This window comes from Ensifer sp. 38_S197 (assembly GCF_056924495.1).
The window spans coordinates 2786887-2809495 of the sequence record NZ_JBXOVZ010000002.1; the positions used below are offsets into that span (position 1 = coordinate 2786887).

Below are 22609 nucleotides of genomic sequence, written 5' to 3' on the forward strand. Positions count from 1 at the left end.
CGGACCAGGCGGCCGCTTTCGTCCTTGTCTTCGTCGTCGGGAAGCGCAAGTTCGACGAGTTCCTCCTCCTTCTCGCCTTCCTTTGGCGCCCTGCCCTTTGCGCCCGCGAGGCGGATCGACTATTCGCCTTGAAAAGTGACACCTAGCGTCGTTGAACTGGGACGCCTCGTTCCCTTGCGCCAGACAACTCATGGAGGGTCGAGCAGAACATTCCTGGCGGCAGCGTGGAGGTTCTGGCCGCGCAGTCTCGCTACGATAGCCTGCTGCGCCGCCGATGCTTTACGGCAGACTTCAGGTAGCGAAGTCCACCAAAGCCGTCCTACGTCACTGAATCGAAGGAGCAATTCCAGAAAATTTCCCAACTTGCAGAAGCTGAGGTTGAGGTGCAGACGTCGACCTCGTTTAGTTGGAGCCCTGCGCTTATAGTCGGACCTCGTCCGATGAGCGTCAGCGACAGCGGACACTAGCCCAGCGTACCTGCGAACCGTTCCGGCCACCTCTCGCGTTGAAAGACCTCGCCGATGAAGTCGATAAACACGCGAGTTTTTGCGGGCAGCAAGGTCCGGTTTGCATAGTAGATCGAAATTGGACCAGCGTCCGCGTACCATGCAGGTATTAAGCGGACAAGCTCGCCGTTCTCCAGGTGGGGTAGTGCATCGGGTTTCGCGATCATGGCGACGCCAAGTCCGAAAACCGCAGCCGACCGCATTGCTGCTGGGTCGTTGACGACGATCCTTTCCTTCAGCGCCGCTGGCTGCTCTTCGCCGGCAACGTTTCGCATCTGCCATTGCCGGATTCGACCAGTGCGCATCGAGCGCATGACAATGCCGTCCAGCTCGATCAGGCCAGATGGGTCGTGTGGCTGAATGCGATCATGCATGTATGAAGGAGAGGCAACCGCGACGATGTGGGCGGAGGCCAGTGTCTTTGCGATGATGCCCGGGGTCAGAGCGAAGCCACCTCCGATGGCCGCATCGTACCCCTCGGCGATCAGGTCCACCTGACGGTTTTCAAACATCCATTCAGGCCTGATCTGCGGGTATCGACGCATGAATTCTGGCAAGGTCGGAAGAATGTATTCAACTCCAAATGTCGCACTCATACTGAGCCTCAGCACGCCCGCTGGTTCGGCTTGATCGTTGGATGCCTCGACAATGGCACCTTGGAGGCTCTCCAAGTGATCACGCACCGAATGAAGGAAGCGCTCGCCAGCCTCCGTGAGCGTCAGACTTCGCGTGCTGCGATGGAAGAGCCGAAGCTTCAGGTTGGATTCGAGGGCGGCGACGTTCCTGCTGACAGCCGCTGGCGTCAGCCCCAGCCTGCGGGCTGCCGAAGAGAAGCTGCCAAGCTCGGCGCTGCGGACGAAGGATTCCAGATTAGCCAGGGTTTCCATGACGCAGCTTTCAATGATTGCTTGAAATTAATAACAGCCAATACCGTCTAATCATAGAGGAATAAGAGGGCGATATTCACTCCATCGAACCAAGCAATGGAGTGACCACAATGACCAACATCTCTCTGAAACTGTCCGCCAAGACCGCTCTCGTCACAGGCGGTTCGCGCTCGATCGGTGCAGCCATCGCAAAGCGCCTCGCGGCAGATGGAGCCGCAGTCGCCATCACGTACAGCGCCTCGCCGGAAAAGGCAGCCGCAGTCGTGAAGGAAATCGAACACGCAGGCGGTCGTGCCATCGCCATCCATGCCGACTCCGGGAACCCTGAATCCGTCCGGGCCGCAGTGGCCAAGACGGAGGAAACCTTCGGCTCCCTCGATATCCTCGTCAACAATGCCGGCATCGCGCTCGGCGGTCCGATCGAGGACATCAAGTTCGAAGACTACGAGCGCATGATCGCGGTGAACGTGACGGGTGTGTTCGTCGGCACGCAGGAAGCTGCACGCCGCATGAAATCGGGCGGCCGCATCATTCACATCGGCTCTTCCATGGTCCGCTATGCGGCCTTTCCGACAGCCTCTCTCTACACACTGACCAAGGGAGCGGTCGCCGGCTTCAACCGCAGCCTCGTGCGTGACCTCGGCCCGAAGGGCATCACGGTGAACACCGTGCACCCCGGCCCGACCGACACCGACATGAATCCCGACGGAGGTCCCGTCTCGAAGATCGTCGGCCCCGGCATGGCAATCGGTCGCTATGGCAAGGACTACGAGGTCGCCAGCGTCGTGGCTTATCTCGCAAGCCCCGAGGCCGCCTTCGTGACCGGTGCTGACATCGTCGCCGATGGCGGCTTCACCGCCTGATCATCAATCCATCCAGGAGACCACCAATGTCTATTGGCATCATTGGAGCCGGCGAGATCGGCTCCGCATTCGCCCGCGCGCTTGCACAAAACGGGATCGCCGCGACGATCTCCAACAGCCGCGGTCCCGACACGCTTCGGGACCTGGCAGTCGAACTGTCGCCTCACATCACGGCAGGCACCATCAAGGAAGCGGCCGAGGCCGATCTCGTCCTCGTCGCCGTTCCGTGGTCGAAGCTGCCAAAGGCGTTGGCGGGCCTTCCCGACTGGGCCGGCCGCATCGTGATCGACGCCAACAACCCGATCGAGCGCCCTCTCTTCCAGCCGGCCGAACTCAATGGCCGTCTGTCAACGGAAGTCTTCGCTGATCTGGTCCCGGGCGCTCGTGTCGTAAAGGCCTTCAACCATCTCCCTCCGCATCTGCTCTCTGGTGATCCGCGCGCCGAGGGGGGAAGCCGAGTCCTCTTTTACTCGGGGGACGACGCGAGGTCGAAGGCCGAAGTTGGTGCACTGATCGCCAAGCTGGGCTTCGCGGGGATCGATCTCGGTCCGATCTCGGTCGGCGGAAAGCTCGTGCAGTTCCCGGGCGGTCCGCTCCCCGCACTCAACCTTGTGAAATTTGGATGACGAACTTCGGCCGGAAGCTCACGCCTCCGGCCGAACGCTCTCACTGATAAGGGACCTTCAAATGGATATGCCTGTTTCACCCAGCTATGCACAAACTCGTGCGCATGATACCCCGCTTGCGTCCTGGGCCGCAGTTGCCAGCGTCGGAGTTGGCGCATTCGCTCTCGTCACGACGGAATTCCTGCCTGTTGGACTATTGCCGCAGATCGCAGCGGACATTGGAATCAGCGAGGGACAGGCTGGCCTGATGGTCACGACACCGGGCATCCTCGCCGCCATCGCCGCCCCTCTCACCATAGGTCTTGCGGGTCGGTTCGACCGCAAGCACGTGCTGGTCCTTCTTCTGGGGCTGCTTGTGCTGTCAAATGCAATTGTTGCGATGGCGACCAGTTTCCAGGCGCTGATGTTCGGCCGCGTGCTGCTGGGGATCGGGGTCGGTGGCTTCTGGACGATCGGGGGGTCACTTGGTCCGCGCCTTCGTCCCGGAGCGGAGGGTGGACGTGCGACGTCACTGATCTATTCCGGTGTGTCGCTGGGAACGGTTGCCGGGGTTCCGGCGGGCGCACTCGTCGGGAATCTACTGGGATGGCGTCTGTCGTTCGGACTGGCATCTGGAGTAGCCATTTTCGTAGTTGCGGCACTCCTGTTGCTCTTACCCTCGATCAAGCCACAGCAGTCATCCGGACTGGCCCAAGTCCCAGCCGTACTTCGAAACAGAAAGACGCAAGTGGGCCTGCTTGCCGCTGTGCTGATATTCATCGGGCAATTCGCCGCCTACACCTACATCACACCTTTTCTCAATCAGGTATCGCATATCGACGCCGCCGCGCTCAGCGCGCTCCTTCTTGGATACGGTATTGCCGGCTTCCTCGGGAATCTATTCGGCGGCTGGGCGGTAGGCAAACACCTGAATCTTGCCTTGTCCGGGACTGCTGCGTTGATCAGCTTGTCGGCGTTCGGCCTTGCGGCGACCGGGGATAGCGCCGTGGCAGCGACGATCTGGACGCTGGCTTGGGGCTTCGGCTTTGGAATGCTTCCTATCGCCATGCAGACCTATATGTTCAGCTCCGCGCCTGACCAACTCGAAAGCGTGGCGGCATTGTTTGTTTCGACTGCACAAATGGCCATTGGAGCAGGAGCATTGGTTGGCGGTTTAGCGGTCGATCACTTTGGAGTCGCAAGCGCGCTAGTGATCGGTGGCGGGGCCGCCCTTCTCACCGCTCTGTTAGTCGGTGTGTCTTCAGTAAACCGATAGTGAGTCGCCGCTGCGTAAGCCGGCCCGGTTTACGTCCGACGGACGATCGTGTTCGTGCGTCCTTCGACAGTAGCGTTACGCGATAGGCGAGCGCATAGCCGCCATCCCCCGAAACATCAATAGAATCATTGCCTTAGAAATTTGGGACAATCCAAGCTTTCAACTGGGACATTTCACGCTGGCACAGTGTACTGGTAACCCACTGATTTCGTTTGGGTGCTTAGGACAATTCTATTGGCTTCGCAGAGGCCCCCCCCCCCTCGCTCGGCCGCTGCTGACTGACAATAATTGCGCCAGCCCGAAGTTGTACTTCGGGCTGGATCGTTAGGCGGAACGAAACATGAATGTCGTTCCGGGTGGACTGAGGACGAGCCGATCTGCCGTACGCGCCACTCACCGAGAACGGAGTTCCTTTGACTGTCCCGATCCTCGATATCATCCTGACCGACCCAAGCGCCGAAGACCTGCGCGGCATCACTGCGACGCTCAATGCCTACAATGATGCCCGCAGCGGCATGGCTGATCTGCCGGGATTTGCGATCGTCGTGAGGGAACACGAGACGAGGACCGCAATCGGCGGGCTTTACGCAACGGACGGCTACGGCTGGGCCTTTATTCGCTACCTCGCCGTTCCCGAGCAGTATCGCGGCCAGGGCCTTGGCCGGCGATTGATCGAGGAAGCGGAGAGCATCGCGCGGCAGCGTGGTTATATCGGCCTATGGCTCGACACCTTCGAATTCCAGGCCCGCCCCTTTTACGAAAAGCTCGGATTCGAAGTCTTCGGTGAACTCGAAGGCGGTGAAGGCGCGATTGCGCGCTATTTCCTGAAGAAGAGATTCGGATAACGAACACCGCGCGGCGGCGGGGACCTTCGGCCTACGGCGTCGGATCGAGCCCTTCGCGCAGTTCGTTCGGGACGACGGGTCCGGCCATCCAGTGGAGTTCACTCGTGATATGGCCAGGCCGAACCCATTTGGCGATGCTATCGAAAAACCGACCAGCGCTGCCCATTCCCGCTGGGTAAGGCATCCGATCGGCAAGCCGGATGACAAAGCCTTCCTGGCGCGACGTATCCAAGCCTGACGCCACCTTTTGAATGACGCCCTTGCCGAACGATCCATCATAGAGGACCGGCACCGGCGCGATTTCCAGCATCGTCAGGATTTCCAGCGTGGTATCCCAGTCGAGGAGCTCGTTGCGGTCGTCCCATACACCGAAGCCATAGAAGAATGACTGCAGCGCGTTGCCGGATGCACGTGTGTAGGCGACCGAGTGCCGAGCATAGAGATATTCGCCCGAAATCCGCCAGTCATCCGGGATATCAGGTGCGCGGCGCGCGTGGTAGGCGCGCAGCCAATCACGCGACGGATGATAGCCGCTGTCCGGCGATCGGGCATAGGCTCTGGCCGCGGTCAGTGTCGTGCATTCGCCATCCATTTTTTCGGTGATGATCACACGTTTTCCCAGGAAGACCGCAAGATCCGGTATCCGCTTGTCGTCGTTCTGGAGCCCGGGGCTTGTGGGCAGGTGGTAGGTCCGCGGGTATTTCAAATCGTCCATCAATGCGCCCCTGCTCGAACCGAGTTGCCTTCTCGATACGAGAATATGCGGCTGCCTGTCAAAGTTGCATTCGCGAAGACGACTTTTGGCGGATGACCGGCCTCGCTTCTTACGTTCTGAACGGACCAAGGTCTGCTACGTTGCCCTTGCAAAGACCGTAGATTTGTACATGATCCCACTTGGGATGGGGCCGTAGCTCAGTTGGGAGAGCGCCGCAATCGCACTGCGGAGGTCGAGGGTTCGACTCCCTTCGGCTCCACCAGGAGGGCCTGCAGATATCATGCCTTGCGTTTCCGCAGCGAGAATGGTTGCTCGGTTGGAAACGCCGCTGATTTGTAATCAGCAGGCCGGCGGGTCGAATCCCTCCCCCGCTACCATCCGCTCAGTGTCCGACCCGGAGACATAGGTGACAGTTTGTCCCTGAGACATGGGGACAACCACATGCTCTCATAGTGAACGCCGGCGGAATGTCTCTTCGTCTAGAAGATGCAGTTGGTCCCTGTCTTCTTGGAAATTGCATCGCGCGAACCGGTTGTCGAACAGCCGCGATAGGTTTACCTTACGCCTGCTGATGACGGTACCAAGGTCCTATTCGGGGTTGGATCGACATGCGCGTCAAAGATGTAATGACGACATCGGTCGTCAAGCTATCCCCTGACAACAGCGTCAGACAGGCAGCCCGGATCATGATCGACAATCACGTCAGCGGCCTCCCCGTCGTTGACGATGAAGGTCGTCTGGTGGGCTTGATCAGCGAGGGTGATCTCATCCGTCGGACCGAACTCGGAGGCGGCATCCCGATGGTGGATGTGACGATAGCTGCCGATGAGCGCGCCAACGCTTATGTGCGGCGGTCTTCCTGGCGGGTCGGCGACGCGATGACGGCCGATCCGGTGACGATCGGTGAGGATGCGTCCGTGGCGCGTGTGGCCGCGGTGATGCGGGAGCGCGGCATCAAGCGCATTCCTGTCCTGAGAAATGGTGTCCTGGTCGGCATCGTCAGCCGCGCCGACCTGCTGCAGGCGCTTTTGCAAGCGAAACAGGACGAGACCGCCGCAGGCGATGAAGCCATCCGGCGCAGCATTCTCGTGCGCCTTGGCGAGAATACCGGCCTCGAAGGGCTGGATATAAAGGTCGCGGTGACCGACGGCACCGTCCATCTCTGGGGCAATGTGGAGACTGCCGAGTGCCGGAGAGCCGCACGGATCGTCGCGGAAAATGTCCGCGGCGTACGGGCGGTGGTCGAGCATTTCTCGGAACCATATCCGCAATAGAGCGTGACACCGCCGCGGAACGCAGGTGTCCGCGACGCTGAAATAGCAAGACGATCCTTGCCGCTGTCGTCCGAAGACAGGCGTTCCACCATTCCGCCCGCCATCGGGAAACAGCAACGACTGTCGCGAATTCAGAAGACTGCAGTGGCTTGCACCGCCGCAAGCCTGAGCAATCCAGGCAATGTCCTAATGATCGGGAGGTTCAGATGGTTTCGCCTGAAACGGCATCGATGCAAGAGACGGCATCCGGAAAATTGCATTCAGCAACTCCGCTGCCATCAGAAGAACTCCGTCTGATGGACGCCTATTGGCGGGCCTCGAACTATCTTTCCGTCGGCCAGATCTATCTGCTCGACAATCCGCTCCTGCGCGAGCCGCTGAAACGCGAACACATCAAGCCACGCCTGCTCGGCCATTGGGGCACCTCGCCGGGCCTCAACATGCTCTATGTGCATCTCAACCGCGTGATCAAGCGCGACGATCTCAACATGATCTATATCATCGGGCCGGGGCACGGCGGACCGTCGCTGGTGGCGCATGCCTATCTCGAAGGCACCTATAGCGAGTTCTATCCGAATATCGGCGAAGACGCCGAGGGCATGCAACGGCTCTTCAAGCAGTTCAGCTTTCCGGGCGGCATACCGAGCCACGTGGCGCCGGAAACGCCCGGCAGCATCCATGAGGGCGGCGAGCTCGGCTATGCGCTGAGCCACGCCTATGGCGCGGCCTTCGACAACCCGGATCTCGTCGTCGCCTGCATCGTCGGCGATGGCGAGGCCGAAACCGGGCCGCTTGCGACCGGTTGGCAAAGCAACAAGTTCCTGAACCCCGCCCGCGACGGCTGCGTCCTGCCGATCCTGCATTTGAACGGCTACAAGATCGCCAACCCGTGCTTCCTCGCGCGCATTCCGCGCGACGAGTTGCAGAAGTTCTTCGAGGGCATGGGCTACAAGCCCTATATCGTCGAAGGGCATGATTCGGATAGCGTGCACCAGCAACTGGCCGGCGTGCTCGATACGGCCATGGCGGAGATCCGGCAGATCTGGGACGACGCCCGCGTGAGGGGCAACCTGAAGCGGCCGGCCTGGCCGATGATCATCTTCCGCACGCCCAAGGGCTGGACCTGCCCGAAGGAGATCGACGGCAAGAAATGCGAGGACTACTGGCGCTCGCACCAGGTGCCAATGGGTGAAATGGACAAGCCCGAGCACATCCGCATCCTCGAGCAGTGGATGAAGAGCTATCGCCCCGAGGAGCTTTTCAGCGACGAGGGCCGGCTGAAGCCGGAAATCGCAGCGCTGGCGCCGACGGGGCATCGCCGCATGAGCGACAATCCGCACGCCAATGGCGGCCTGCTGCTGCGCGACCTGAAGATGCCGGCTTTCCGGAATTATGCCGTCGACGTTCCGCGTCCGGGTGCGACCACCGTGGAAGCCGCCCGCGTCATGGGCAAGTTCCTGCGCGACGTCATGAAGTCCAACATGGACTCCAGGAACTTCCGGCTGTTCAGCCCGGACGAAAACAATTCCAACCGCTGGCAGGACGTGCTCGAGGTCACCAATCGCTGCTACATGGCCGAGATCTATCCGGAGGACGATCATCTCTCACCGGATGGCCGCATCATGGAGGTGTTGAGCGAACACCAGTGCCAGGGCTGGCTCGAAGGCTATCTTTTGACCGGCCGCCACGGCTTCTTCTCCTGCTACGAAGCCTTCATTCACATCATCGATTCGATGTTCAACCAGCATGCCAAGTGGCTGAAGGTCTGCAACGAGATTCCCTGGCGCCGGCCCGTTGCGTCGCTGAACTACTTCCTGAGCTCCCATGTCTGGCGGCAGGACCACAACGGCTTCAGCCACCAGGATCCCGGCTTCATCGATCACGTCGTCAACAAGAAGGCTGATGTCATCCGCGTCTACCTGCCGCCGGATGCCAACACGCTGCTCTCCGTCACCGACCATTGCCTGCGCAGCCGCAACTACATCAACGTCGTCGTCGCCGGCAAGCAACCGGGGCCGCAATGGCTGACGATGGAACAGGCCGTGCGCCATTGCAGCATGGGCGTCAGCATCTGGGATTGGGCCAGCAATGATGCCAACAGCGAGCCGGACGTCGTCATGGCCTGCTGCGGCGACGTTCCGACGCTCGAAACGCTGGCAGCGGTGCAGTTGTTGCGCGAGCATCTTCCCGAAGTGAAGGTCCGGGTGGTCAACGTCGTCAATCTGATGAAGCTGCAGCCGGCGGAAGAGCACCCCCACGGCCTCTCCGACCGCGATTTCGATGGCATCTTCACCAGGGACAAGCCGATCATCTTCGCCTTCCACGGCTACCCCTGGCTGATTCATCGTCTCACCTACCGCCGCACCAACCACGACAACCTGCATGTGCGCGGCTACAAGGAGGAAGGCACGACCACGACGCCGTTCGACATGGTGGTGCTGAACGAGCTGGATCGATTCCATCTCGCCGGCGACGTCATCGACCGCCTGCCGCAGCTCGGCGCCCGTGCCGCCTATTTCAAGCAGGCGATACAGGCCAAGCTGATCGAGCATCGGGAATATATCGAGAAGCACGGCGACGACATGCCGTCGATCAGCGGCTGGAAATGGGGCGTTAAAGATGCGCAGCAGGCGAAGCCGGCGACGTCGACGGAGGGCGACAATGTCTAGGGGCCATGCGCTACCGGATTGACGACCTTGCTCCGATCGCTTGATCGGGCCGGCGAGCCGCTCCGGCAGGGGCGTCTCGCTCACATCGGATGAATGAACCCTCGTCGTAATCGCGGCTGGCTGGCCATGTCGGAATTGCTGTCGACAGATCCCGAACTGAACCGGATGCCGACCGAGCAGGATCTAGCCCGGCTGCAGTTTACCACCCTGCTCTACTACCTGCATTGCACCAATCCCGATAACGGGCTCGTGCGCGACAAGACGCAGGACGATGCGCCCGCAAGCATCGCGGCGATCGGCATGGCGCTCGCGACGATCCCCGTGCTTGTCGAGCGCGGCATCGTCATTCGCAAGTTTGCCGCGAAGATCGCGCGTCGGCGGCTGCAGTTTCTGCTGCAATGCCCGCAGGGGCCGGAGCCGGATGCCTCCGGCTACAAGGGCTTCTTCTATCACTTTCTCGATATCGAAACCGGCAGGCGCGTTTGGGAGTGCGAACTGTCGACGATCGACTCCGCCTTCCTTTTCGCCGGTGCTCTGACGGTGGCCGCCTTTTTTGACGGCGACGATGCCGAGGAAGTCGAAATCCGCAGGTCGGCAAACGCACTTTATGAACGGGCCGACTGGAACTGGGCCTGCGACCACGGGCTAACGCTCACCCACGGCTGGCGGCCGGAAAACGGTTTCATTCCCTATCGCTGGCGCGGTTACGACGAAGGCCTGCTTCTCTATATCCTCGGGCTGGGTTCCCCCACCCATCCGCTACCGGAGGAAGCCTATGCTGCCTATACGGCGAGCTACGACTGGCGAAACCTCTATGGTCGCGAATTGCTCTATTCGGGGCCGCTATTTACGCATCAGCTCTCGCACATGTGGATCGATTTCCGCGGCATCCGCGACGAATTCATGCGCGAGCACAACAGCGACTACTTCCAGAACAGCCGGCACGCGACCTTCGTCCAGCAGCAATATGCCATCCGCAACCCGCTGAATTTCGAAGGCTATGGCGAGCATTGCTGGGGCTTCACGGCGAGCGACGGACCGGGCTGGACCAAGCGCAATGTAAACGGCACCGAACGAGAGTTCTTCGACTACCTCGCCCGCGGCGCCCCCTTCGGCCCGGACGATGGAACTGTGTCGCCCTGGGCCGTCGTCGCCTCGCTGCCGTTCGCGCCGGAGATTGTCATCCCGACAGTCTGGAATTGCGCCCGCATGAACCTCGGCATGACCAAGCTTTACGGCTTCAAGCCGTCCTTCAACCGAAGCTTTCCCGTCGAGGGAAGCGAATCGGGCTGGTGGGTCAGCCCCTACCACTTCGGCATCGACCAGGGCCCGGTGGTTCTGATGATCGAGAATTACCGAACCGGCCTGCTGTGGAACATCATGCGCCGGTGCGCGCCGATCGTGGTGGGGTTGAGGCGAGCAGGTTTCTCCGGCGGCTGGCTCTAAGGGCCAAATCAACAAAGGTATTCTGATGGACAGCCAGCCAGTGCCGATCAGAACAACCGCACTGCGCTTTGCACGGGCTGTTCGAATGCTTTTGACCTCCGAAGTCGGTGGCAGGGCCAGATGGATGTTCGTCGGTCTCATGGCGCTGCTGTTTGGCTTGAACGGCCTCAATGTCGTCAACAACTACGTCGGTCGCAATTTCATGACCGCTATCGCCGAACGGCAGATGGACGAGTTCATTCGGCAGGCCGTGTTTTACGTCTGCGTGTTTGCCGTCCTCACCGTTACCGGTGTCATCGCACGCTTTGTCGAGGAACGATTGGCGCTGCTTTGGCGCGAATTCATGACGCGGCGCGCCGTCGATCTCTATCTGGAGAATGAGACCTACTACCGCGTGGAGGTCTCGAGCACGCTGAGCCATCCGGACCAGCGAATATCCGAAGACATCCAGGCGTTCACCGTCACGACGCTCTCCTACATCATCATGCTGTTCAGCAGCACGCTGACGGTGGTGACGTTCTCCGGCGTGTTATGGTCCATCAGCCCGCTGCTATTCTTCGTGGCCGTGCTCTATGCCGCCTGCGGCTCGTACATGACGATCGTCTTGGGACGCCCTCTCATCGGCCTGAACTACGAACGGCTCGACAAGGAAGCAAGCTTCAGATCCAGCCTTATGCATGTCCGCGAGAACGCCGAGTCGGTGATGGTGACGGGCGTCGAGGGGCAGCAAAGAACAAGGTTGATCCAACGCCTCGACGACCTCGTGGGCAACATTCGCATCATCACCGCTGTCAACCGGAACCTCGCCTATTTTACGAGCGGTTATAACTGGATGATACAGATCATCCCGGACCTGATCATCGCGCCCGCTTTCATGCGAGGAGAAATCGAGTTCGGCGTCATCACGCAATCCGGTGCGGCCTTCGCGATGCTCGTGGGCGCGTTCTCCCTGATCGTTCGGCAGTTCAACTCTATCTCCAACTTCGCCGCGGTGGTGTCCCGGTTGAGTTCCCTGCTGGAAGCCATTGAGAAGAGCCGAACAAGAGGTGCGACTGGTATTGAACTGGTAAAGCGGGAGGGCGATCTGGTCTTCGAGCATGTGACGTTGGGTTCAACTGGCGGTCACGCCTTCCTGCACGACCTGTCAATATCGATCCCGCAGGGAATGCCGGTGCTGATATCGGGATCGCATGCGGCTGCAGGCGCAGCGCTCTTCAGGGCAACCGCCGGAATTCCGACCAGCGGTAACGGGAGGATCACACGTCCGAACGACCTGTTGTTTCTTCCGCAGCGACCTTACCTGCCGCCGGGCTCGCTTCGGCAGATTCTTCTGCCCGCCGACAAACCGGACGACATCTCCGAAAGTCGTATCCTTGAGGTCGTGCGCAGCGTTGGTCTCGAGAGCCTTGCCTGCGACACTCACGCACTGGAGAAGGAGTTGGATCGGGAAATGTCCTTGGGGCAGCAACAGCTCCTGGCTGTGGCCAAGGTGCTTCTCGCAAGACCGCGATATGTCTTTGTTGACCGGCTCGAGGCAACCCTCGGTCACGAGACGTTCCGGAAAGTGCTGAGCCTGCTCTCCGAGAACGGGATCACCTGCATCACCAACGGCGAAGAGAGCGATGCCCGTGATCTCTACGAGGCCATACTGGATTGCCAGGAGGATGGCCGCTGGACATGGACCCATCGTCGATCATAATGGGCCTCAAGCCGTCGCCTAAACGGCGGAGCGCCACGGTAGAAGATGGCCCCCCACCGCCTGCGGTTTCGGGGCCAGCCCGGCGGCGGCTCCCCGGACAGCTCGTTCCTGTCGCGAAAGCCCGCCCGCACTCGCCGAATGATCGACGGAGACGATCGCCTTAGCGGGGGGCGACGATGCCCTGGTAGTAATCGCCATCACCGCCAACAAAGCGCGGGCCACCGCCGCCGGTCTGCGAGCAAGCGGCCAGGGTGGCGAGTGCGAGCAGCAATACGATCGTTCTCATGAAGTCGATTCCTTTCGGGCCTTGGCGGCTATGTCCTTGAGACTAGTGGGTATATAAGGACTATCGCACAGGACAAGCGGCATCCAGTCGGTGGTATAACAAAACGCTTGATCGTTGAAGATGTAAATTATGCCGACGGCCGCTTGGCGCCTCGCGCAGCTGGAAATTCATGGATGAACGTGAAACGTGGTCAATGATCGATGAGCGCGCGGGCTAGAGCATCCCGCTTTCAAGTGGAAACACTCGAAAGCGGAAAGATGCTCTGGAATCAAAAGTGCTAGAGCGACCTTAGTGCGTTCATCTGAACGCACGGCGCTCTAGATCGGCTGCTGCCTGTTCGCCTGCTCGCGCTCCTGCCAGTATCTGAGGCGAAGCCGCGGCGCCATGATCCAGGCGACGAACGGCGTCGTTACAAAGCAGGCAACGACCAGCACCGGGATCGAATATTTGGCGTTGTCGGCGAGGACCGGGATCGACAAAACCGTCACGATGCCGATCCCGAACAGAATGGCATTGATCATCAGGCCGACCATGATGGCGAGTTGCAGGCGGACGGACATTTCGACCTCCCCGAGCTTCGAGGCCACATCGCGCCTCGAACGCAATTCCCGACGCTGATTGTACCAGGGATCGCGAATGCGCGAAATGGCGCTGGGCGCAGAGCCGCAACGGGCCGCACGGGCGACAATGCGTCACGCATCGTGCGCCGCCCCTGTCGCACGCGAAAATCCGCCCTATGCTCTTAGGCGAGTGGTTGAAGGTGTCTGATCGCAGCGCATGAAGGCGTCGGTGATGTGCCTGCAACCGTTGCCGTCTGAGGAGATCGCATGACGAACCCATACGAAGCGCTCGGCGTCAGCCGCGATGCGACACTGAAGGACATTCAGAGCGCCTATCGCAAGCTCGCCAAGAAATTGCATCCGGACCTAAACCCGGGAGACAAAGGAGCGGAGGATCGCTTCAAGGCGATTTCGGCGGCTTACGCTCTCCTCAGTGACGAGGAAAAACGCGGCAAATATGATCGGGGCGAAATCGACGAGACGGGTGCGGAGACTGCGAGCCGTCACTACTACCGCGACTATGCCGCGTCCGGGGATACGGCGGGACGCTACGAGAGCGCGCATGGCTTCTCGGATTTCGCGGATGCGGACGATATCTTCTCGAGTTTCTTTTCCCGTCGCAGCGGCGGCCAGCAGCGAGGCCAGCGCGGCCGCGATCATCGCTTTTCCATGGAGATCGGCTTTCTCGATGCGGCCAACGGTACCAAGACCGAGATCAGCCTGCCGGGCGGCGGACCGGCGCTCGATCTCACCATCCCGCCCGGCACGCGCGACGGCCAGACGCTGCGGCTGCGTGGCAAGGGCGAGCCCGGGTTTAACGGCGCGCCGGCAGGCGATGCACTGATCGATATTCGCGTCAGGCCCCATCCTCTGTTTGCAGCCGATGGCGACGACGTCCGCTACGAGGTGCCGATCTCGCTTAGTGAAGCGGTGCTCGGCGGCAAGATTCGGGTTCCGACGATCGACGGGGCAGTCAATGTCACGATCCCGCCGCATTCCAACACCGGCAAGACCCTGCGGTTGAAGGGCAAGGGCCTGCACAAACCGGGCGGCGGCCATGGCGATGCCTATGTCAGCCTGAAGATCGTGCTGCCGCAGACCCCCGATCCGGCGTTGTCCGCTTTCGTCGAAAGCTGGGCAGCCGGAAAAACGGAAGACCCGCGCAAAGGCATGGGAGGGCACGCATGAACGACCGTGAATTCTGCGAAAATCTGGACATCGAGGTGAAGGTCCTGCGCGTCTGGGTCGAGCAGCGCTGGCTGATGCCGCGCGAGGCGGAAGCCGGCTGGCTCTTCGAGGAGGCCGATCTTGCCCGCGCCCGGCTGATCCAGGATCTGACCGGCCCGATGGGTGTCAACGACGACGGCGTCGACGTCGCCATGCGGCTGCTCGACCAGATCCACGGCCTGCGCGGCCGCCTCGCCGAGTTGATGAACGCCATCCGCTCCCAGGACCCGGAGGTTCAAAGGCTCATCCTGTCGAGCGTTGAGGGCGAATAGTCTCTGTTCTGCGCGTCCAGCAGCCCGACCGTTTCGGCGACGAACAAGGTGTCGACGAACTCCGTCAGATCGACGATCCGGCCGTTGCGGAACGTGAACTTGTCGATGATTTCGGTCCGTTCGCGGGTTTGCGAGGGAACGAAGCAAACGACACCGGCGCGGTGAACGACGAGGGTGTCGCCGTCAGCATAGGCGCCGACCATCTCCATCCCGCTCAAGTCCCAGCTCTCTATGAGCGCCTGGAAACTGCCGCGCACGGTCTCGGGCGTGTTGACCGCGAGGGCCATCGTGCCGAGCCTGGCGCTTCCGACGATGCGGAAGCTGAAGTCGGGATCGAGCAGCGCCATTATGGTATCGAGGTCATTGACATTGCGGGCGCTGTATAGGGCCTGCACTCTGCTTTCCAGCACGCTTCGCTCGGTCATGGGAAGCCTCCCCGTTTTCTATCTGGGCGAGTGTGCGCGCACTTTAGCAATATCGCAAGTACAGGCCTGCGCTTCGGGATTCTTTTGCCGTAAGCGCCGCCAATGTGGTCATCGTTAGGATTCTATTAAAAGGCAGACGTTGGTTTTTACACGCCTGCAAGTGGAATTGAGCGACAAGAAAGGACTGACAACGGGAAGGCAGGAAAGACGTGACACAGGTCGTCACAGTATCCGCGACGACGGCGGCCTATGCGGCGGAAGCGCTGAAGCCGTCGGCGCGCGTAAGTGGTGATGGCCCGACCGATGAAGCGATCACGCTGCTTTCGATCAAGCGCCCCGAGGAGCCGGCATTGGCGCCGGTCTTGATACCCAAGGCCAAGGGTGCCCTGCCCCTCTCCTTCATGCTGGCAAGTGCCGACGGCCGTTTGCCGGAACGCTCGGAAGCCGAAGCCCTGCGCCGCTATCTCGAATTCATGCGCGATGGCGACGATGGTTTCGAAGAGCGGGGAGACGAAGGCCGGCAGGAGGAACCCGCCGGCCAACAGGATGAAAGCGACGCCGCCTAAGGCGCGCGTCGCAGTCTCTTGATCACTGATGCTTGTGGCCGTCGGCCGCTTCGCCGCCCTTGGCGGAGCCGACCGGGAACGTCGCATCGACCTTGCCGGCCTTTTCGAAGACGAGCGTAACGGGAACGGCATCGCCTTCCTTGAACGGCGTCTTCACGTCCATGAACATCAGGTGCAGGCCGCCGGCCTTGAGCTCGACCGTTTCTCCGGCCGGCAAGGCAACGCCGTCCTCGAGCTTGCGCATCTTCATCACGTCGTTTTCCATTTTCATCTCGTGGATCTCGACACGCGCAGCCGCAGGGCTTTCGACGGCGACCAGCCGGTCTTCGCTTGGCCCCCCATTCTTGATCGTCAGGAAGCCGCCACCGACCTTGGCGCCGGGCAGCATCGCTTTCAGCGACCCGCCCGAAATCTCGAGATCGCCAATCTTTGCCGACCCGTCGGCAGCAGCCATGTGCCCGCCATGGCCGGCATGGGGATCGGCTGCATCGGCCATCGTTACCGTCACGGTCGGCGCCGGGCTCTTCAGGTCATGCGCATTCTGGCCCTCGGCAGCGACCTGGTCCCAGACGACCTTGCCGTCGGTCCCGCAAAGCTGCGTGGTGGGGAATGCAAGCACGGTCTCCTTGTCGAAGCCCGATACTTTGCCGCGGACGACGAAGGTGTCGTAATATTCGTCCGGCAGGCTGCCGCCCTTCCAGCGGACTTCCACCGGGCCGGACGAGACCTTCTTGCCGTGATTGTCGTAGGTCTTTTGGTAGTCGCCTTTGATGATTTCGATTTCCCAACCGGGCTTCGGCTGCGGTTGAGCGAGGACAAATCCTTCCGGCAGCTTGATCTGCACTTCCGTCGTCGGCTTGCCGTCGCAGCCGTGCGGTACCTGCAGCACCGCCTTGAAGGTGCTTTCAACCGGCGCCGTGTTGTTTTCAAACGTGGCATGCGCGCGGGCAATGCCGCTTGCGGCAAGGGTAAGGCCGAGCGAAAGCGAAGCGATCCTGGTCTTTGTCATATCGTAATCTCCTGACCACGCGCCGGGCCCTTGCCCGGTTTTCCGGTGGTCGAAGCCGCCTGACGGCGGCGTATTGAATGGGATGCGAGAGGGAGGATTACGAATGCGCCGGCGGCCCGCGCGAAGGCGGCAGGAGGCGCAGATGCTGATGGGCAGCATCGTTTTCTATCAGGATGGGCGAAACTGGCCATGTGCCTGTATCAGCGCGAACGCTTTCCACCGGTGGAACCGGCAGAAGGATCGCGCTCGAAAGGCGGCATGCTTCGCAGACCGGGGCCATGGACTGGCCCTTGCCGCTTTGGTGGCCGACGCCGTCCATGCCGAAGCAGATTTCGGCGAGCGTGCCGTCAGGCAGTTGATAGGCGGCGATCTCGGCCGGTGTCAGCGTCTTGGCGCTGAGCGGCTTGTGGGCAAAGGTCAGGAAAACGAGCGCAAATACGGCGATCAGCCGCACTGCTATCCCGAATTTGCCTTCGCGCCCTGTCATCCGATCGACTCTTGTGGGTTAGAGCGGGATGCGGATGGAAAACCGCACAGATTTTTCCCATCCCCGCTCTCGTATCGATCTTGGGTTATCCTCAACCGGAGAAGAAAGCAAAGGCAGAATTGCCGCAGTGGCCTCGGCTGCGTCTTTTGGTCATGCGACAAAAATGTGTTTCACCGCGACACCGCCCCCTTGCCAAGCTCCCGCCTTCGCCGTTATCTGGAGACGATCTTGTTGGGAGAAACCGGTTCACTCCGGTGCCGAAGGAGCAACCGCCCCGGAAACTCTCAGGCCAAAGGACCAGCAAGGTGCCGGTAGGACTCTGGAGAGAAGCGCTTTTGCGCTCGCCGAAGGGATAACAATCTCAGGCAAAGGGACAGAGGGGGCTCGAATCGACGGCGATTGACGCCGGAAGTGTGAGCCGGCGCGAGAGCGCCAGACCTGGAGGCCGGATTTGGAAGACAATCCTCATTTGAAACATACGCCGCTGCATGCGCTGCACCTTTCTCTGGGCGCGCGCATGGTGCCCTTTGCCGGCTACGAAATGCCGGTGCAGTACCCTGATGGCGTGATGAAGGAACACCAGCACACCCGGGTTGCCGCCGGTCTCTTCGATGTCTCGCACATGGGCCAGGTCATCGTCCGGCCGAAGTCCGGCAAGATCGAAGACGCGGCGCTGGCGCTCGAAAAGCTGGTACCGGTCGATGTGCTCGGCCTCGCCGAAGGACGCCAGCGTTATGGCCTCTTCACCAATGCCGAAGGTGGCATCCTCGACGACCTGATGATCACCAATCGCGGCGACCATCTGTTCCTCGTCGTCAACGCCGCCTGCAAGGACGCCGACTTCGACCTGCTGCAGAAGGGCCTTTCCGACACCTGCGACGTGACGATGATCGAGGATCGGGCGCTGATCGCGCTTCAGGGACCGCGTGCCGAAGCTGTTCTTGGCGAACTCTGGGCCGATGTCTCCGACATGCGCTTCATGGACGTTGCCGAGGCGGACCTGCACGACGTCACCTGCATTATCTCCCGCTCGGGCTATACCGGCGAAGACGGCTTCGAGATCTCCATTCCCGTCGCCTCCGCCGTGGATGTGAGCCAGCGCCTTCTGGAACATCCCGACGTCAAGCCGATCGGCCTCGGCGCCCGCGATTCGCTGCGCCTCGAAGCCGGCCTTTGTCTCTACGGAAACGACATCGACACGACTACGACCCCGGTGGAAGCAGCGCTCGAATGGGCGATGCAGAAGGCGCGCCGCGCCGGTGGCGCCCGCGAAGGCGGCTTCCCGGGTGCCGATCGCATCCTCGGCCAGTTGGCCGATGGCGCTTCGCGCCGTCGCGTCGGGCTGAAGCCGGAGGGCCGCGCGCCGGTTCGCGGCGGCGCCAAGCTCTTCGCCGACGCCGAGGGCAAGACCTCGGTCGGCCAGGTGACCTCGGGTGGTTTCGGCCCCTCCGTCGATGGTCCGGTTGCCATGGGCTACGTCGACGTCGGCCACGCCGAAAACGGCACCACCCTTTTTGCGGAAGTGCGCGGCAAATACCTGCCTGTAGCGGTCGCCGCCCTGCCCTTTATCAAACAAACCTATAAACGCTGATCAGGAGAGAGCGCACATGTTGAAGTTCACTGAGGAACACGAGTGGCTGAAGATCGAAGCTGGTGTCGCGACCGTCGGCATCACCGAGCACGCCGCCGGCCAGCTTGGCGACCTCGTCTTCGTTGAACTGCCGGAAACCGGCTCGACCTTCTCGAAGGGCGATTCCGCTGCCACCGTCGAGTCCGTCAAGGCAGCGTCCGACGTCTATTGTCCGCTTGACGGCGAAATCGTCGAAGTGAACCAGGCGATCGTCGACGATCCGTCGCTGGTCAACAGCGACCCGCAAGGGGCTGCCTGGTTCTTCAAGCTCAAGCTCGCCAATCCCGGCGATGCCGACGCCCTTCTCGATGAAGCGGCCTATAAGGAGCTCGTCGCCTGATGAGCATGCCCAAGGATTTCACCTTTACCGACTACAAGCCGTATGACTTCGCCAATCGGCGTCATATCGGCCCGTCGCCGGCCGAAATGGATGAGATGCTGAAGGTCGTCGGCTATCCGACGCTCGATGCATTGATCGACGACACCGTCCCGCCGTCGATCCGCCAGAAGACCCCGCTCTCCTGGGGGGCGCCGATGACCGAGCGCGAAGCGCTCGACAAGATGCGCGAAACGGCCAACCGCAACCAGAAGCTCGTCTCGCTGATCGGTCAGGGCTATTACGGCACGATCACGCCGCCGGTCATCCAGCGCAACATCCTGGAAAACCCGGCCTGGTACACGGCCTACACGCCCTACCAGCCGGAAATCAGCCAGGGCCGCCTCGAAGCGCTGCTCAACTACCAGACCATGGTCTGCGACCTGACCGGCCTCGACGTTGCCAATGCTTCGCTGCTCGATGAAGCGACCGCCGCCGCCGAAGCCATGGCCATGGCCGAGCGCGTCTCGAAGTCGAAGGCCAAGACCTTCTTCGTCGACGAGAACTGCCACCCGCAGACGATCGCTCTCTTGAAGACGCGCGCCGAGCCGCTCGGCTGGCAGATTGTCGTCGGCAATCCGTTCACCGACCTCGATCCGGTCGACGTTTTCGGCGCCATCTTCCAGTACCCGGGCACATACGGCCACGTGCATGATTTCACCGGGCTGATCGCCCGTCTGCACCAGACCGGGGCGGTCGCCACCGTCGCCGCCGATCCGCTGGCCCTGGCGCTGCTGAAATCGCCCGGCGAAATGGGTGCAGACATCGCCATCGGATGCACCCAGCGCTTCGGTGTCCCGGTGGGTTACGGTGGTCCGCATGCCGCCTATATGGCGGTCAAGGACGCCCACAAGCGTTCCATGCCCGGCCGTCTTGTCGGCGTATCGGTCGATGCGCGCGGCAACCGCGCCTATCGCCTGTCGCTGCAGACCCGCGAACAGCATATCCGCCGCGAAAAGGCGACGTCGAACATCTGCACGGCGCAGGTGCTGCTCGCCGTCATGGCCTCGATGTATGCCGTCTTCCACGGCCCGAAGGGCATCAAGGCGATCGCTCAGAGCGTTCACCAGAAGACCGTCCGTCTCGCCATGGGCCTCGAAAAGCTCGGCTACACCGTCGAGCCCGACGTGTTCTTCGACACGATCACCGTCGAAGTCGGCAAGCTGCAGGGTATCATCCTCAAGACCGCGGTCGCCGAGGAAGTCAACTTGCGCAAGATCGGCGACACCAAGATCGGCATCAGCCTCGACGAGCGTTCGCGCCCGGTTACGCTCGAGGCGGTCTGGCGCGCCTTCGGCGGCGACTTCAAGGTCGAGCAGTTCGACCCGGACTACCGCCTGCCGGAAGCGCTGCTGCGCACCAGCGAGTACCTGACGCATCCGATCTTCCACATGAACCGCGCCGAAAGCGAGATGACGCGCTACATCCGCCGTCTGTCGGATCGTGACCTCGCGCTCGACCGGGCGATGATCCCGCTCGGCTCGTGCACGATGAAGCTGAACGCGACCGCGGAAATGCTGCCGATCACCTGGCCGGAATTCTCGGAGATCCATCCCTTCGTGCCGAAGGATCAGGCGGCTGGCTACCAGCACATGATCGAGGACCTGTCGGAAAAGCTCTGCGCCGTCACCGGCTATGACGCGATCTCGATGCAGCCGAACTCCGGTGCCCAGGGCGAATATGCCGGTCTGCTGACGATCCGCGCCTATCACATCGCCAATGGCAACGGCCATCGCGATGTCTGCCTGATCCCGACCTCGGCGCATGGCACCAATCCTGCTTCGGCCCAGATGGCCGGCATGAAGGTCGTCGTCGTCAAGGTCAGCGACAACGGCGACATCGACATGGACGATTTCCGTGCAAAAGCAGAGCAGTACGCGGAAAACCTCTCGTGCTGCATGATCACCTATCCCTCGACCCATGGCGTGTTCGAGGAGAACGTGCGCGAGGTCTGCGAGATCGTCCACAAGCACGGCGGCCAGGTCTACATGGACGGCGCCAACATGAACGCCATGGTCGGCCTTGCCCGCCCCGGCGACATCGGCTCCGACGTCAGCCACCTGAACCTGCACAAGACCTTCTGCATTCCGCATGGCGGCGGCGGTCCCGGCATGGGTCCGATCGGCGTCAAGGCGCATCTGGCCCCTTACCTGCCCGGTCATCCGGAAACGGACGGACACGAGGGCGCGGTCTCGGCAGCTCCCTTCGGCTCGGCTTCGATCCTGCCGATCTCCTGGAGCTACTGCCTGATGATGGGCGGCGAAGGCCTGACCCAGGCGACGAAGGTGGCGATCCTCAACGCCAACTACATCGCCGCCCGGCTGAAGGGCGCCTATGAAGTGCTCTACAAGTCGTCGAAGGGGCGTGTCGCGCATGAGTGCATCATCGATACCCGTCCGCTGGTCGAAAGTGCCGGCGTCACGGTGGACGATGTGGCTAAGCGCCTGATCGACTGCGGCTTCCACGCCCCGACCATGAGCTGGCCGGTTGCCGGAACGCTGATGATCGAGCCGACCGAGTCGGAGACCAAGGCTGAAATCGACCGCTTCTGCGATGCGATGCTGGCGATCCGCGAGGAAGCCCGCGCCATCGAGGAAGGTCGCATGGACAAGGTCAACAATCCGCTGAAGAACGCTCCGCACACGGTCGAAGACCTGGTCGGCGATTGGGATCGTCCCTATTCGCGCGAGCAGGCCTGCTTCCCGCCGGGCGCCTTCCGTGTCGACAAGTATTGGTCGCCGGTCAACCGCGTCGACAACGTCTATGGCGACCGCAACCTCGTCTGCACCTGCCCGCCGCTGGAAAGCTACGCGGAAGCGGCAGAGTAACGACAAACGAACCGGCGGGGCTCGCTCCGCCGGTTCCCCCCGTGCCATCCGGCGAGCGTGACAGCGCGCCCTACGTGCCCCTCATCCAGTTCGTTTCCGAAATCGACAAAGACCGGCACCAGGAGGTGTAGCGGTCGTCCGCGGTCGTCCTTGCGGAC

21 protein-coding genes, 1 tRNA gene and 1 riboswitch are annotated in these 22609 nt (G+C 61.5%); of the genes, 15 read left to right on the forward strand and 7 right to left on the reverse strand.

The window, feature by feature from the left end; translation table 11 throughout:
• Window positions 1–463: 463 nt before the first annotated feature.
• Window positions 464–1393: a LysR substrate-binding domain-containing protein gene (locus tag AC1Z3V_RS26575; protein WP_483502643.1), complete on the reverse strand. Its 930-nt coding sequence runs from the start codon at window positions 1391–1393 to the stop codon at window positions 464–466.
• Between the two features lie 110 nt (window positions 1394–1503).
• Between AC1Z3V_RS26575 and AC1Z3V_RS26580 the strand changes: the two genes are divergently transcribed.
• From AC1Z3V_RS26580 to AC1Z3V_RS26595, 4 genes are all read left to right on the forward strand, one after another.
• Window positions 1504–2256 carry a 3-oxoacyl-ACP reductase family protein gene (locus AC1Z3V_RS26580; RefSeq protein ID WP_483502645.1) on the forward strand — a complete coding sequence of 251 codons (753 nt, stop codon included), beginning with the start codon at window positions 1504–1506 and terminating at the stop codon, window positions 2254–2256.
• Window positions 2257–2282: 26 nt separating this feature from the next.
• Window positions 2283–2882 (forward strand): NADPH-dependent F420 reductase, encoded by a 600-nt coding sequence (locus AC1Z3V_RS26585; protein ID WP_483502647.1) that lies wholly within the window; start codon window positions 2283–2285, stop codon window positions 2880–2882.
• A 61-nt stretch (window positions 2883–2943) separates the two neighbouring features.
• Window positions 2944–4137: an MFS transporter gene (locus AC1Z3V_RS26590; RefSeq protein ID WP_483502649.1), complete on the forward strand. Its 1194-nt coding sequence runs from the start codon at window positions 2944–2946 to the stop codon at window positions 4135–4137.
• Window positions 4138–4550: 413 nt separating this feature from the next.
• Window positions 4551–4982: a GNAT family N-acetyltransferase gene (locus AC1Z3V_RS26595; RefSeq protein WP_483502651.1), complete on the forward strand. Its 432-nt coding sequence runs from the start codon at window positions 4551–4553 to the stop codon at window positions 4980–4982.
• Between the two features lie 31 nt (window positions 4983–5013).
• On the opposite strand, the gene AC1Z3V_RS26600 is transcribed toward AC1Z3V_RS26595, so the two are convergent.
• Entirely contained in the window at window positions 5014–5697 is a 684-nt protein-coding gene (locus AC1Z3V_RS26600) for an RNA ligase family protein (RefSeq protein ID WP_483502653.1), read from the reverse strand.
• A 186-nt stretch (window positions 5698–5883) separates the two neighbouring features.
• Between AC1Z3V_RS26600 and AC1Z3V_RS26605 the strand changes: the two genes are divergently transcribed.
• The 5 genes from AC1Z3V_RS26605 (at window position 5884) to AC1Z3V_RS26625 (ending at window position 12785) form a co-directional block, all read left to right on the forward strand.
• A tRNA-Ala gene (locus AC1Z3V_RS26605) sits at window positions 5884–5959 on the forward strand.
• Window positions 5960–6305: 346 nt separating this feature from the next.
• Window positions 6306–6971 carry a CBS domain-containing protein gene (locus tag AC1Z3V_RS26610; protein WP_483502654.1) on the forward strand — a complete coding sequence of 222 codons (666 nt, stop codon included), beginning with the start codon at window positions 6306–6308 and terminating at the stop codon, window positions 6969–6971.
• 206 nt (window positions 6972–7177) lie between these two features.
• The gene (locus AC1Z3V_RS26615) at window positions 7178–9640 is read left to right on the forward strand and encodes a phosphoketolase family protein (RefSeq protein ID WP_483502656.1); all 2463 of its coding nucleotides are present in this window, start codon (window positions 7178–7180) and stop codon (window positions 9638–9640) included.
• Window positions 9641–9766: 126 nt separating this feature from the next.
• Window positions 9767–11086 carry a glucoamylase family protein gene (locus tag AC1Z3V_RS26620; RefSeq protein WP_483504159.1) on the forward strand — a complete coding sequence of 440 codons (1320 nt, stop codon included), beginning with the start codon at window positions 9767–9769 and terminating at the stop codon, window positions 11084–11086.
• 25 nt (window positions 11087–11111) lie between these two features.
• Complete coding sequence (locus AC1Z3V_RS26625; RefSeq protein ID WP_483502658.1) at window positions 11112–12785, forward strand: ABC transporter ATP-binding protein/permease; 1674 nt, start codon at window positions 11112–11114, stop codon at window positions 12783–12785.
• Window positions 12786–12945: 160 nt separating this feature from the next.
• On the opposite strand, the gene AC1Z3V_RS26630 is transcribed toward AC1Z3V_RS26625, so the two are convergent.
• Both AC1Z3V_RS26630 and AC1Z3V_RS26635 read right to left on the reverse strand, forming a co-directional pair.
• Complete coding sequence (locus AC1Z3V_RS26630; RefSeq protein ID WP_429815351.1) at window positions 12946–13071, reverse strand: hypothetical protein; 126 nt, start codon at window positions 13069–13071, stop codon at window positions 12946–12948.
• A 317-nt stretch (window positions 13072–13388) separates the two neighbouring features.
• Window positions 13389–13631 carry a hypothetical protein gene (locus tag AC1Z3V_RS26635; protein ID WP_483502659.1) on the reverse strand — a complete coding sequence of 81 codons (243 nt, stop codon included), beginning with the start codon at window positions 13629–13631 and terminating at the stop codon, window positions 13389–13391.
• 267 nt (window positions 13632–13898) lie between these two features.
• Here AC1Z3V_RS26635 and AC1Z3V_RS26640 point away from each other — a divergent pair, with 267 nt between their 5' ends.
• Window positions 13899–14819 (forward strand): DnaJ C-terminal domain-containing protein, encoded by a 921-nt coding sequence (locus AC1Z3V_RS26640; protein ID WP_483502660.1) that lies wholly within the window; start codon window positions 13899–13901, stop codon window positions 14817–14819.
• Window positions 14816–15130 (forward strand): chaperone modulator CbpM, encoded by a 315-nt coding sequence (locus tag AC1Z3V_RS26645; protein WP_429815359.1) that lies wholly within the window; start codon window positions 14816–14818, stop codon window positions 15128–15130. The genes AC1Z3V_RS26640 and AC1Z3V_RS26645 overlap by 4 nt, the downstream gene beginning before the upstream one ends.
• Here the strand turns inward: AC1Z3V_RS26645 and AC1Z3V_RS26650 are convergent.
• Window positions 15094–15555 (reverse strand): nuclear transport factor 2 family protein, encoded by a 462-nt coding sequence (locus AC1Z3V_RS26650; protein ID WP_483502662.1) that lies wholly within the window; start codon window positions 15553–15555, stop codon window positions 15094–15096. The genes AC1Z3V_RS26645 and AC1Z3V_RS26650 overlap by 37 nt on opposite strands.
• A 209-nt stretch (window positions 15556–15764) precedes the next feature.
• On the opposite strand from AC1Z3V_RS26650, the gene AC1Z3V_RS26655 reads away from it, so the two are divergent.
• A complete protein-coding gene (locus tag AC1Z3V_RS26655; RefSeq protein ID WP_483502663.1) occupies window positions 15765–16121 on the forward strand; it encodes a hypothetical protein in 357 nt (118 codons plus the stop codon).
• Window positions 16122–16143: 22 nt separating this feature from the next.
• On the opposite strand, the gene AC1Z3V_RS26660 is transcribed toward AC1Z3V_RS26655, so the two are convergent.
• Both AC1Z3V_RS26660 and AC1Z3V_RS26665 read right to left on the reverse strand, forming a co-directional pair.
• Window positions 16144–17130, reverse strand: a complete 987-nt coding sequence (locus tag AC1Z3V_RS26660; protein ID WP_483502664.1) for a DUF1775 domain-containing protein — start codon at window positions 17128–17130, stop codon at window positions 16144–16146.
• A gap of 97 nt (window positions 17131–17227) precedes the next feature.
• Window positions 17228–17617 carry a hypothetical protein gene (locus tag AC1Z3V_RS26665; RefSeq protein ID WP_483502666.1) on the reverse strand — a complete coding sequence of 130 codons (390 nt, stop codon included), beginning with the start codon at window positions 17615–17617 and terminating at the stop codon, window positions 17228–17230.
• Between the two features lie 222 nt (window positions 17618–17839).
• Window positions 17840–17927: riboswitch (glycine riboswitch) on the forward strand.
• 141 nt (window positions 17928–18068) lie between these two features.
• Here AC1Z3V_RS26665 and gcvT point away from each other — a divergent pair.
• From gcvT to gcvP, 3 genes are read left to right on the forward strand one after another with little or no spacing between them, the layout of a single operon-like run.
• Entirely contained in the window at window positions 18069–19208 is a 1140-nt protein-coding gene (gcvT, locus tag AC1Z3V_RS26670; RefSeq protein ID WP_483502668.1) for a glycine cleavage system aminomethyltransferase GcvT, read from the forward strand.
• Window positions 19209–19224: 16 nt separating this feature from the next.
• On the forward strand, window positions 19225–19587 hold the full coding sequence (gcvH, locus tag AC1Z3V_RS26675; protein WP_429815373.1) for a glycine cleavage system protein GcvH: 363 nt from the start codon (window positions 19225–19227) through the stop codon (window positions 19585–19587).
• Window positions 19587–22451, forward strand: coding sequence for an aminomethyl-transferring glycine dehydrogenase (gcvP, locus tag AC1Z3V_RS26680; protein WP_483502670.1), 2865 nt, complete (start codon window positions 19587–19589; stop codon window positions 22449–22451). Before gcvH ends, gcvP begins: the two co-directional genes overlap by 1 nt.
• Window positions 22452–22609 lie beyond the last annotated feature (158 nt).